This window comes from Flavobacterium aquicola, from assembly GCF_003385115.1.
GTDB lineage: Bacteria > Bacteroidota > Bacteroidia > Flavobacteriales > Flavobacteriaceae > Flavobacterium > Flavobacterium aquicola.
Window position 1 is genome coordinate 572,433 of sequence record NZ_QUNI01000001.1, and the last position, 12,794, is coordinate 585,226.

Consider the following 12,794-nt stretch of genomic DNA (forward strand, 5'->3'; position numbering starts at 1 on the left):
TTTAGAAAATGTGCCAATTATAAAATTATTCAGTGAATCAATTTGATAATTTAGGAAATAAATAAGAGATCGTTAGAAAACAATGAATTAAATTCATTTCAAACCAATATTTTATAGTTTTCTATCTAAAGATTATGTAATTTTCTAATTCTCCTATTATCCAATTATTTTAAGGTTTCGGGTACTTCTTTTTTATATTCCGAATTAATTCTTCGAGTCCGTTGAGTTTTAGCTCGTGAATTAATTTCAACTGTTCTCCCAATTCTCCTTTTGGAAAACCTTTATTGCTGTACCAGACAATGTAATATTCTGGAATATCAATAAGAAACCAGCCCTCATATTTACCGAAAGGCATTTTGGTGTGAGCAAGTTTTATGAGCTGTTTTTGGTTTTCGTCCATTTTTAAAAGTAAAAAGAAGCTCTTTGTTTGAGCTTCTTTTCATCGAAATTATTAATTACTTTGATTCAATTTTTATTTCCAAATGAAACTAATATCTTTTTTAATTTCAGTACTCAAACTCAAGAAAACTGGGCAAGTCATGGCTGCCCTTTCTAAGATTATTTTATCTTTTGCTTCTGAAACACCCTGCATTTCAAAAATAATTTCGATAGCACCAATTCGTCTTGGTTCGGCATTCATAATTTTAGTAACTGCTGCAGTTGAGCCTTGAAAATCAATATTCAAATCTCTCGCCTTTATACCCATAATCGTCATCATACAGGTAGCCAAAGCATTGGCAACTGAGTCTGTTGGAGAGAAAGCTTCTCCTTTTCCGTTATTATCTACTGGAGCATCTGATAGGATTTCAGTACCCGATTGTATATGTACAGAGGAAGTTCGTAAATCCCCTAAATAAGTTACTTTTGAAGTCATTTTTTTTAGTTGTTGGTTGATGGCTATTAGTTGTTTGTAATTTCAATGCCAAAAATTAATTTCTGAAATCTGAAATCTGCAAACTGCTTCTTACTTCGCTTCTTTAACAGTTAAATCTGTGTCGTAATACAGTATATAAATTCCTTTATTGACATAACCGCCTTCTTCTTTTTTATGATATTCAAACTTACTTTCCACTTGTTCGGTTATCATAGTTTCGGCAGTTTCTTGATAGGTTTTATCCTGAGACAGACGCATCATGGTGTCAAAAGTTATATCGAAACCACGAATCGCGAAAGTACTTGGATTAACTTTATTCTTTTTTCTATAACTCTGCATGAAAATCTGAGCTTCTGGAGAATTGTTCTCTCGTGTTGCTGAAGGATACATTAAATGCAGTTTTGTCAAATTTTCGAAACTTATTTCATCTGTGTCCAATGTTTCATTTGGTTCCAGAATAACCAATTGCACCTGATAGCCAGACATAACGCTAACCATTGTATTTATGGTATATTTAATCATTCCAGTATTGGCAGTTTCAAGAATAACATAATTCATTTTATCTTTTACCAGCTGACTCTTAAAACCTTCTACATTTAAACCTCCCGTTGGAGTCAAAGGTGCAATTTTTACTTGTTTTTGACTTTCTGAAATGTATTTTCTAATTGTTTCTCTTTTCTTATCAATAACCGCAATTATATTACCCTGTTTTGTATTCAAAAAATCAAACATAGCTGTCTTTAAATCTGAAGAAGGAACAATCGACTGGTATAAATTCGGAGTTGGATTACCTGCATCTCTTGATAATGGAGAAATAACAGGCACATTGCTTTGACCTAGCAAATTAGCCATTTTTTCTACATTCGCTTGATAAAAGGGACCAACAACCGCATCAGCACTAGCAAGATCGTTATTACTAAAAATAGCTGCTGCATTTGAAGCAGTCTTCGACTCATTAGAATCAAAAATCTTAATATCTAAGTTAACACCAGCTTGCTTCGCCGAATCAATCGCTATTAAAGCTCCTGCATAAAAATCCAAAGTCATATTCAGAAATTTATCATTATTTAGACGGCTGACATTAGAACTAATAGTATCACCACCATTTTTTGCAATATTGAAAGGCAGCAACAGCACTAAAGTTTTTTTATCGCTGTTTATTTTCTTAGTTAGAACTACGTTTTGTTTCGCAGAATTAGATGAAATCTGGTTTGATTTTGACGGCACTTTCAAAACCATTCCGTCTTGAACACCTGCTGTTAAATTAGGATTCAAATCAATTAACTGCTGCTGTGTTAAACCAAATTGTTTAGATAAACTATAAAAAGTTTCTTTGGCCTTTACAACATAATCAATATAAGTTACTGGTTCGGCTACTGGTACCGATTTTACAGCCAAAGGCTTTACAGGTGAAATTTTTGTTTCTGAAACGACAGTTTTTGTCACAGCTTTTGGTCTGGTCCCTTTGATCAGCAACTCATATCCTACAGTTAGATTTGGTATAATTTCAGGATTTTTTTGCTCCAATTCTCCAACTGTCATATTATACAGTCTAGCGATAGAATACTTTGTCTCCTTTGGCAAAACAGTATGATAAACAACCGAACTCTTAGCTACTGCATTTACTTTCGGACTACTTTTGGAAGGAATAGTCAAAACCTGCCCGACCTGCAGACCTAATTTTTCTAAATCAGGATTTGCTTTTTTCAAATCAGCATCAGCTAAATCGTATTTTTTTTCGATACTAAATAAGGTTTCTTTTGCAAGTACCAAATGTGTTTTGATCTGTTGCTTAGGCACAACTGCAGTCATACTTTTTACTTCCGCTGCAACTGCTTTTCCTTTACCTTTTGGAATAAGCAAAACGCTGTTTGGTTTTAATCCTTTTTGAGCATCTGGATTAAGTTTATATATATCGTAAGGAGTAACATTGAATTTTTGAGCAATCTGAGTTACTGTTTCACCTTTGCCGACAATGTACTTATCAATCTTTTCCTGCGCTGAAACTAAATTGAGCGAAAAAAATATAGCGAAGACCGTTACAAAAAAATAGTTCATAATAGATAGGGCCATTTATTAATTTTAGTAAAAATACTCTCTTTATAACAGATATTTTCTCTAAAGACTGTTAATTTATTCTTTTATTGAATTACTCGGAAACCACATTTGCAATAAACATTTCTTCAAAAAGAGGTTTACCCTGCTTTTGAATACACTCATATTGAGCTTCTTCTTTTGTTTCAGCTATTTTTGAATACACATAATACGAAAGTAAATTACTGTTGTAAAAGAAACTGCTTTCCAGAGAACCTGAGTCTGATAATTTTTTAATAAAAGCATCTCTATTAGCAGCATCTTGAAAGTTTCCTAATACAACATAATAACCAGCCTTCAAATCCTTTACACCTTCTATTTTCTCAATTTTTATTGATTTAACTTTAGCCGGCTGCTTAGCTAATTCTATTTTTATCTGATCCAATGTCATAGGTTTTACAAGTACAGCTGTTTTAGTTTTGGCTTGGGCCTCTGATGCTTTATTCTGATAGCTTCGATTTTTTAATTTTGCTAAATTATCATCAAATGTTCTGGCTTGTTTACTATAAAAATCAGCTTTACTGATATGTAACCGCAATTCTGATTTGCTTTCATTATTTAGCGAATCCAGTTTTGTAATCAGCTTTATATTATTTAAATCACGGACGCGCTGCTCCATCTCCATCGTTTTTAATTCGGCTGGAGTCAATTTTACCTCTTTTGGTTCTGCTGGCTTTGACTTGCTGTTTTCCCTGATGCTTTTCTTATATGCTTGATTTTCTTCAACCGCAATACGCTCTGCTTTATCCATTAAACCCGTATATACTTTCCTGTTATCAGCCAATTGCTTTTTAAGCTGCTGCGATAATTCGTTAGTTTTTTGAATATTTTCGTTAGAAATTTTTTGAAGGCGGACAGACTCATCAAGGTCAACAAGTTCAGTCTTTTTTAAAACTGATAAATCTTTACTCATCGTGTTAACCAAAGAATCTAGTTTTACTAGAAGAATTTCCTGGATATTTTTATTTGCTTCTAAAACAAATTTCAATTTTTCAGCAGAACTTTCTTTGGTATTATCAATTTCTTTCAAATCTACCAAAAGACCATTAACCTTTACTACTCTTTGATTGATTTCCTGCTGTAATTCCAGTTTATCTTTTAGACTGCTGATTTCTTTTTCATTTGCTTTAGATTTCTCAACCACAACTTGTTTTTCAGCCAAAGCAAGCATCAGCTCTTCATTTTCATTCGTTGGTTTTACTTCATTTACATTTATAGCCAGCTTATTTCCTTCTGTCAGTCCATTAACAATTTCTGGATTTTGAGATTCCAATTGCTGCACGGTAATTCCAAATTGTTTCGCTATAGAATACTTCGTTTCTTTTGCTTTAACCACATAAAAAACAGTTTCAGCATTAATAACTCTAACTCTTCCGTCTAAAGTTTTCTTTTTATTTGGAATAACAATTTCCTGACCAATTTGCAATCCGTTTTTCAAAAGAGCTGTATTGGCTTTATCCAAATCTTCGACAGACACATTATAAAGTCGGGCAATGCTGAATAACGATTCTTTTGCCTGAACTAAATGTGTGTTTTTTGAACTAACAGTTGCTGTTTTTGGTTCTTGTGGAATAACCAGCTCCTGGCCAACCTGTAATCCATTTGCAAGAACAGCAGTATTCGCATTTTGAATAGCCTCTACTTTTACATTATACTTGGTTGCCAATCCAAACAAAGTTTCCTTTGGAGCAACGGTATGAGTAATTGAATTTTGGTTTTGGGATAATTCTGGGAGAGAAAGGATTTGATTTTCCGAAATTCCTTTTTGTGCTTCTGGATTCAATCTATAAATTTCAGAAGGTGTAGTTTTGTAGTTTTGAGCGATTTGAGGGATTGTTTCGCCTTTTAAAACTGTATGCTTAGCTGTCGATTGCTGTCCAAAAGAGACATTTGATACAAAAGCAACAAACAATAAAAATCTTGAAAATTCTTTCATAAATAAGTAGGTTTAAACAATTAAGTCGTTACAAATGTAACGACTTAATGTTAAAAAAATTACTATTCCCACTCAATTGTTGCAGGCGGTTTTGAACTAATATCGTAAACGACACGATTCACACCTTTTACTTTATTAATAATGTCATTTGACACTTTCATTAAGAACTCATAAGGCAAATGTACCCAGTCAGCAGTCATACCATCAGTAGATTCCACTGCACGAAGGGCTACTACTTTTTCGTAAGTACGCTCATCGCCCATTACACCTACGCTGTTTACAGGAAGTAAGATTGCTCCAGCCTGCCAAACTTTATCATATAATCCCCAAGATTTTAATCCGTCGATAAATACTTTATCTACATCCTGTAAAATTTGAACTTTCTCAAGGGTAATATCTCCTAAAATACGGATTGACAATCCTGGCCCTGGGAAAGGATGTCTTCCTAATAATTCTGGATCGATTCCTAAAGTTGCTCCTACTCTGCGTACTTCATCTTTGAAAAGCATACGCAAAGGCTCAACAATTTTCAATTTCATATAATCTGGCAATCCTCCCACGTTATGGTGTGATTTGATAGTTGCCGATGGTCCTTTTACCGAAACTGATTCGATTACGTCAGGATATATTGTTCCTTGGGCTAGCCAAGTTACATCTTCAATTTTATGTGATTCATCATCAAAAACTTCGATGAAAGCATTACCAATAGCTTTTCTTTTTAATTCCGGATCAGTAACTCCAGCCAAAGCATCGTAAAAACGCTGCGAAGCATCTACTCCTTTTACGTTTAGTCCCATTCCTTCGTATTGATCTAAAACGCTTTGGAACTCATTTTTACGAAGCAATCCGTTATTTACGAAAATACAATACAGGTTTTTACCAATTGCTTTATTTAATAAAACTGCTGCTACAGTTGAATCTACACCTCCCGAAAGACCCAAAACAACTTTGTCGTTTCCGATTTTCTCTTTCATTTCGGCTACGATTTCTTCAACGAAAGCATTTGGAGTGAAATTTTGAGGAACTTCGGCAATTTTCACCAAGAAATTCTCTAGCATTTTTGATCCATCCGTAGAGTGAAAAACTTCAGGATGATATTGAATCGCATATGTAGTTTCTCCTTCAATTTTGTAAGCTGCATATTCCACGTCGTGTGTACTTGCTAACTTTACTCCATTTGCAGGCAATGCTTTAATACTATCACTGTGGCTCATCCAAACCTGGCTGTTCTCAGAAACGCCCTCAAAGAAAGTTTCATTTTCTTTGATATAGGATAAATTCGCTCTTCCGTATTCTCTTGTGTTTGAAGCTGCAACTTCTCCGCCGCTGAAATGGGCTAGATATTGCGCTCCGTAACAAACGGCAAGCATAGGAAGCTTCCCTCTGATTTGTGATAAATCTGGATGCGGCGCATCTTCTCCTCTAACAGAAAAAGGGCTTCCTCCAAGAATTACGGCTTTATAACTTGATAAATCACTCGGAAAATGATTGTAAGGAAAAATTTCGCAGAATATATTTAATTCGCGAACTCTACGCGCAATAAGCTGAGTGTATTGCGATCCGAAATCTAAAATAAGTACGTTGTGTTGCATGCGCAAAAATACTTTATATATTCGGAATTGAAAAATTGTATTTTGAAAAATTTTTTAATTTATTTTTTCGGAAAAACTTCCGTTTATTTTTAAACAATAAATTAAAAAACAACCAGGAAATAAAGATTATATTATTTCAGCAGATTTCATTCTGCAGTTTTAAAATATATTTCAACAGCTGTTTTCTCTTTCTGAATAAATACTAATTTAATTATAACATCGTTAAAAGAATAAGGAGCATTTCTATTTCTTAACCTATTTATAAAAATCCAAATCTTAATTTCACAGCAATGCAAACAAAAAAAACAGCAGCTATATCAATTATAATTTTATCGTTAATAACAGTAATTTCATGTAATGAGCTGGATAAATTATTAACTTTCACTGTTTCTGATGAAGTCACATTTAAAATAAACAGCGGACTTTCAATCAACACACCTTTTGAAGTAGCAACTCCAGATGTTACTACCAACTCTTCCACTGAATTCAACAATAATAATACCGATGCAAATTTGGTTAAAGATGCGACTTTGCGAGAGATTAAACTAAGTATTTTAAATCCGGCCGATAAAACATTTAGCTTCCTAAAATCAGTTCATATCTATATATCCACGACTGCGGATGATGAAATCGAATTAGCGTATCTTGACAATATCAATACAGCAGTAAATACAATTAATCTAACATGTACTACTAAAAATCTCGACAAATATATCAAAGCTTCGAGTTATAAATTAAGAACAGCTATAACAACCAAAGAAACTTATAGTCAGGATATAGAGGTAAAAGCTAATATAAGTTTTAAAGTAACAGCTGATCCTTTTAATTAAAAAGCATCAAACTAGTCCTTAACAATAATAATAGTAGCTTTAAAACCTGTGGCTAGGTTCCATTCGCTAGCCGAAATCAATTGTTTTTTGTCATCATAAACTTTGAATTCGGCAGTATTTGGACCAGAATCTCCTTGATTTAATGCTTCGAAATCAATTTTATTAAATCCTTTTTTGAGCGTAATTTCAAAACCTTTAAAATTACTGTCCAAATACACTTGCGATTGTATAATGACACCATTCAAATACACCCGAATTAAATCACCATCGACATATTGTGCATCTCTGTACATAACAGTTGCGGAATCAGCAGTAGATTTGAATGTGCCTAAGTTTTGATTACGACGATAAGCTAATCCTTCTTGGCGGTCCGGTCTTTTATTTAATCGATCCCTCACTTCGTCACCAGGATTGATAAACTCATTTTTAGGAATCATCGATATTTCGCTTTTAGTTTTGACTTTATAATCGTCAACAGGATTTGGAGGTGATTGAATTGCATTTGGATTCTTGTAAATATTTGGAGGAATAATTACAGGAGCATTTGGATCAGCTGGAGGAATCTCTTTTTTCTCTGGTTTGGGTTTACTATTTATAGGAGGAATCCCTTTAAACTTATTATTAAACTCAACCTGAGCCTGTGAACAAGTTATAAAACCTATTAGAAAAATAAATAAAAATATCTGCTTCATCATATTAAAAAGTAGGTTTTTTGCCTTAAAATATATTTCAAAAATAAAAAAACAATACTTATAGAATCACAAAACTAACATAATTTATTTTTACATACCTGTTAAGAAATTCTAAACACCTAATTCCTCATATTTAGATTTACACAATCTTAATCTGTTTTTAAACCATTAAGACATTAGGATTTACTTAAAATATTAGGTCTTAATCAACACAATACATACTAAGTTTTTTAACTGCAAGTAATACGAAGAAATTAAAATATCTAAACGATTTTGTGATAATAATCCTAATTCAATCACAATAAGAGAGCTCTTTAAAAAGCGGCTCTTTTTTTAATTCTAATTTTTATAAATTCGCACTTCAATAAAATTCAACACCGTTTTGAATCTGTATTAAATAACAATCAATAAACTTAAAAATTTAAATAATGAAAAGAGAAAACATCTTAACTGGATCACCTTGGGAAGACAAAATGGGATATTGCCGCGCGGTTCGAATCGGAAACATCATAGAAGTATCTGGAACTGTAGCCATAGTTGATGGTGAAAAAGTAAAAGCTGATGATGCTCATGCACAAACATTAAATATTCTTGAACGAGTAGAAAAAGTGTTAGAAGATCTTAATGTAGGAATGAAAGATGTGATTCGTACCCGAATTTTCACAACAGACGTTAGTACTTTTGAAGCTGTTGCAACTGCACATGCTGCCTTCTTTAAAGACATTAAACCAACAACAGGATTTTACGGTATCAACCAACTGGTAGCACCAGAATATTTGGTTGAAATTGAATTTACTGCCGTTGTATCAGAATAATTCGAAAAACATTACAATTTGTAATACTTTAGCATAAAATTTATTTTTAAAAAAGTAGTACACTTAATGGATTTTCAAAAAATAAAACAAATAATGCTTATCATGCTCAAATGGGTTTTCATTTGCTGTCTGATAGGCATTTTTTCTGGAACAGCATCAGCTTTGTTTTTAGTTTCATTAGAATTTGTTACCCAAATCCGAATTCAAAATACTGGGATTATTTGGCTCTTACCCATTGGAGGATTACTTATTGGATACGGCTACTTTCTATCCGACTCCAGAATTACAAAAGGAAACAATCTTCTTCTAGAAGAATACAATAAACCCGAAAAAAAGATTCCATTTCTTATGGCTCCTTTAGTTCTTTTAGGGACTTTAATAACTCATCTTTTTGGAGGATCAGCAGGAAGAGAAGGAACTGCAGTACAAATGGGCGGTGCAATTGCAGATGTATGCTCCTCGATTTTCAAACTAAATAATTCCGAAAGGAGAATTCTGATCATTTTGGGAATCAGTGCTGGTTTTGCATCTGTTTTTGGAACACCTTTAGCAGGAGCAATTTTCGCCTTGGAAATTGTTTTTTTCAGCAGAATTAATTTCAAAAGCATTGTATTGTCTTTTCTAACAGCCTATATAGCTTATTTCACAGTTGAATTCTGGGAAATAAAACATACTCATTACAGTATTCCTGAAATTCCCGACATGAATTTCACTGCTTTCTTTTGGATAATTATTGTCAGCGTTTTATTTGGATTTACCGCTTTGCTTTTTTCCAGAAGCACCCATTTTTGGGGAAAATTATTTTCGGCGAATATTAAATACCCTCCATTAAGACCTTTCATTGGCGGAATCATTCTAGCACTTGCAATTTATTTTATCGGCACCACAAAATATATCGGATTGGGAGTTCCAATGATTGTGGATGCTTTTTCAATACAGAATGCACCATATGATTTTCTTTTAAAAATACTTTTTACAGGTTTTACACTTGGAGCTGGATTTAAAGGAGGGGAAGTTACACCGCTTTTTTTTGTGGGTGCGACTTTAGGCAGTGCATTATCCGTTATTGTTCCGCTTCCAATAGCTTTACTGGCTGGAATGGGATTTGTGGCCGTTTTTTCGGGAGCAACTCACACTCCTTTCGCTTGCACTATTATGGGAATGGAGCTTTTCGGAATTAATTGTGGAATATATATTGGAACTGCCTGTATCGTCGCTTACTTTTTTTCTGGATCTGTCGGGATTTATAAATCGCAAATTGTAAAAGGTCCTAAATCCATTTTATATCAAAGTATTAGAAAAAAAGGGTTGAAATACCTTTAATAAAAAAAATACTTTTTATGATTTTTTTTGTAGTATTGTTACATTATAAATTTAATCACTAGAAAATGGCTTTTGGATTCCCCTCGTCTTATTCACAATACCAATCTCTTAATAAAATAACCAAACTGCACTATTTTTTCATTGCAGTTGAAACGATAAAAAAATTAAATTGGAAATTAATTGAAATAAATGAAACGGAATTAATAGCGGAGTCACAAAATAATTCTAACACTTGGAATGAACAGATTCATATTGATTTAAAAAGTGAAGATGCTTTGATAACAAGCATTAGCAATGGAAATCAAATTTATGATCATGGCCGGAATAAAAAAAATGTAGATTTCTTTTTAGATTTATTCTATGATGTAAAAAAAGAAAAATCTGTTGCAGATGAAAGTGAAAATTATTTTCAAGAATGCATTACATCTGAAAAAAAAGCAGTGCAGCTAAACACCTTGGAAGAAAAAAAAATAATTTCATTCTATTCTTTCTTTTCCATATTTATACCTGCGAAAGATTACATAATTACGCCAATACTAATTAATATAAATATTCTTTATTTCCTTATTATGTGTTTTTCTGGTGTAAATCCTTTTTATCCAGAAATCAATGACATTATAGATTGGGGCGGAAATTATGGCCCTTTGACCATCGAAAACAATTGGTGGCGCATAATTTCTGCCTGCTTTGTCCATATTGGCATACTTCACCTTCTGATGAATTGTTTTGCATTGGGTTATGCTGGTTTACTCTTAGAACCTTATCTGAAAAAATGGGGATTTCTTACAACTTATCTTTTAGCCGGTGTAATAGCCAGTTTAAGCAGTTTATATTGGAACAACGACTTGGTAAGTGCAGGAGCGTCTGGGGCAATTTTTGGCATGTATGGTATTTTATTACCACTCCTTTTATTTAAAATTATTGACAAAAAAATAAATACAAATCTGCTATCATCCTTAGTTCTCTTCATAGTCATAAATATTATGGGCAGTTTTAAAGAAGGCATTGATGGAGCAGCTCATATTGGAGGACTTAGCTTTGGGATAATAGGCGGTTTAACACTTGTCGTTTTAAGCGAAAAAAGAAAAATAGCATTGGCGGCAGTCACTACATTTGCCATTCTTCTCAGTGCTATTTTTATCACTGTCTGCAAAGACAAGAAAATTTACATCTATCAGATAGCTGAATATGAAACTGGAATGAAGGATTTTACCGAAATGGAAAAATTAGCTTTAGAGTCCTATCGTGATTATAGCGACAGCAAAGAACATATTTTATATATGATAAAAGAAAGAGGTATTTATTATTGGGAGGAAAACATTGTTTTATTAAAAAATTTAGAACGTTTAAGTCTTCCTGAAACATTGCATGACCAGAATAAAAACTTAATAGAATATTGTAATTTACGTATAAAATCATATAATCTTTCGTATAAAAAAATAAATGAAAACAATAATGATTATGATAATGATATCGATGATATAAATTCACAAATTGAAAAACTTATTATCTTGATAAAAAACAATTCCGAAAAACAATCTCAATAAAACGGAATATTGAAAGTGCAAAACATGTTTATTAGCTAAATGATTTCAGCATTAAATTAAAAAAATGTAATTTCGCAGACTATGAATATACAAGACATACAAGCGATTCAGTTATTATTATCAACGTCAAAAAAGATAGCCATAATTCCGCATAGAGGTCCAGACGGAGACGCCATGGGTTCAACATTAGCATTATACCATTTTCTGCTAAAAAACAATCACTTTCCAACGGTAATTTCTCCAAATGAATTTCCAGATTTTCTAGCTTGGATGCCAGGTTCTGAAACAGTAAAAATATATGAAAAAGATAAAGAAAACTGTACTGCAGTCCTTGAGCAAGCAGAACTGATTTTTACTTTAGACTTTAATGCACTGCATAGAACTGGTGAGATGGAACAGGTTTTAGAAAAACTTACTGCGCCGTTTATTATGATCGATCATCATCAAAAACCAGATGATTATGCTACATATACATATTCTGATGTTGCTTTTGGATCAACCTGCGAAATGATTTATAACTTCATTTCGTTTTTAGACAAAAAAGAAGATTTAGACAAAACAATCGCAACTTGTATCTACACTGGAATATTAACAGATTCTGGTTCCTTCCGTTTTCCTAAAACAACCGGCACCACACACAGAATTGTAGCTGATTTGATCGATCTTGGAGTAGAAAACACATTAATTCCAGCCCTATTATTTGACAACAGTTCTTATAACCGCCTTCAATTATTGGGCCGTGCTCTGCAGAACATGAAAGTTATGATGGATCACAAAACATCCTACACTAAGTTAACACAAGAGGAATTAAACAGTTTTGATTACATAAAAGGAGATACTGAAGGCATCGTTAATTATGGACTAAGCATAAAAGGCATAGTTTTCACAGCTATTTTTATCGAAAATAAGGAAGAAGGAATTATAAAAATTTCTTTCCGTTCTCAAGGTACTTTTGATGTAAACCAATTTGCCCGTGATCATTTCCATGGTGGAGGACACAGTAATGCCGCTGGAGGAAAATCAGAACTTTCTATGGAAGAAACCATTAATAAATTTGAAAACTTAGTTCAAAATCTTAAAATATAATTACC

General features: G+C 32.9%; 11 protein-coding genes. 5 read left to right on the forward strand and 6 right to left on the reverse strand.

What is annotated here, in order from left to right:
* Window positions 1-169: 169 nt before the first annotated feature.
* From C8P67_RS02305 to guaA, 5 genes are all read right to left on the reverse strand, one after another.
* Window positions 170-400, reverse strand: a complete 231-nt coding sequence (locus C8P67_RS02305; RefSeq protein ID WP_115809946.1) for a DUF3820 family protein — start codon at window positions 398-400, stop codon at window positions 170-172.
* Window positions 401-472: 72 nt separating this feature from the next.
* On the reverse strand, window positions 473-874 hold the full coding sequence (locus C8P67_RS02310) for an OsmC family protein (protein WP_115809948.1): 402 nt from the start codon (window positions 872-874) through the stop codon (window positions 473-475).
* Window positions 875-964: 90 nt separating this feature from the next.
* Window positions 965-2,932 (reverse strand): LysM peptidoglycan-binding domain-containing protein, encoded by a 1,968-nt coding sequence (locus C8P67_RS02315; protein ID WP_115809950.1) that lies wholly within the window; start codon window positions 2,930-2,932, stop codon window positions 965-967.
* A 91-nt stretch (window positions 2,933-3,023) separates the two neighbouring features.
* Entirely contained in the window at window positions 3,024-4,904 is a 1,881-nt protein-coding gene (locus tag C8P67_RS02320) for a LysM peptidoglycan-binding domain-containing protein (protein WP_115809952.1), read from the reverse strand.
* 62 nt (window positions 4,905-4,966) lie between these two features.
* On the reverse strand, window positions 4,967-6,496 hold the full coding sequence (guaA, locus tag C8P67_RS02325) for a glutamine-hydrolyzing GMP synthase (protein WP_115809954.1): 1,530 nt from the start codon (window positions 6,494-6,496) through the stop codon (window positions 4,967-4,969).
* Window positions 6,497-6,786: 290 nt separating this feature from the next.
* Here guaA and C8P67_RS02330 point away from each other — a divergent pair, with 290 nt between their 5' ends.
* On the forward strand, window positions 6,787-7,326 hold the full coding sequence (locus C8P67_RS02330) for a hypothetical protein (protein ID WP_115809956.1): 540 nt from the start codon (window positions 6,787-6,789) through the stop codon (window positions 7,324-7,326).
* An 11-nt stretch (window positions 7,327-7,337) separates the two neighbouring features.
* Here C8P67_RS02330 and C8P67_RS02335 read toward each other — a convergent pair whose 3' ends face one another.
* Window positions 7,338-8,021 carry a hypothetical protein gene (locus C8P67_RS02335; protein ID WP_245980360.1) on the reverse strand — a complete coding sequence of 228 codons (684 nt, stop codon included), beginning with the start codon at window positions 8,019-8,021 and terminating at the stop codon, window positions 7,338-7,340.
* Between the two features lie 425 nt (window positions 8,022-8,446).
* Between C8P67_RS02335 and C8P67_RS02340 the strand changes: the two genes are divergently transcribed.
* The 4 genes from C8P67_RS02340 to C8P67_RS02355 all read left to right on the forward strand — a co-directional run bounded on the left by C8P67_RS02340 (window position 8,447) and on the right by C8P67_RS02355 (window position 12,789).
* Entirely contained in the window at window positions 8,447-8,833 is a 387-nt protein-coding gene (locus tag C8P67_RS02340; RefSeq protein ID WP_115809958.1) for a RidA family protein, read from the forward strand.
* 66 nt (window positions 8,834-8,899) lie between these two features.
* On the forward strand, window positions 8,900-10,156 hold the full coding sequence (locus C8P67_RS02345) for a voltage-gated chloride channel family protein (protein ID WP_115809960.1): 1,257 nt from the start codon (window positions 8,900-8,902) through the stop codon (window positions 10,154-10,156).
* A 65-nt stretch (window positions 10,157-10,221) separates the two neighbouring features.
* Window positions 10,222-11,703, forward strand: a complete 1,482-nt coding sequence (locus C8P67_RS02350) for a rhomboid family intramembrane serine protease (protein ID WP_115809962.1) — start codon at window positions 10,222-10,224, stop codon at window positions 11,701-11,703.
* An 81-nt stretch (window positions 11,704-11,784) separates the two neighbouring features.
* Complete coding sequence (locus C8P67_RS02355) at window positions 11,785-12,789, forward strand: DHH family phosphoesterase (protein WP_115809964.1); 1,005 nt, start codon at window positions 11,785-11,787, stop codon at window positions 12,787-12,789.
* Window positions 12,790-12,794 lie beyond the last annotated feature (5 nt).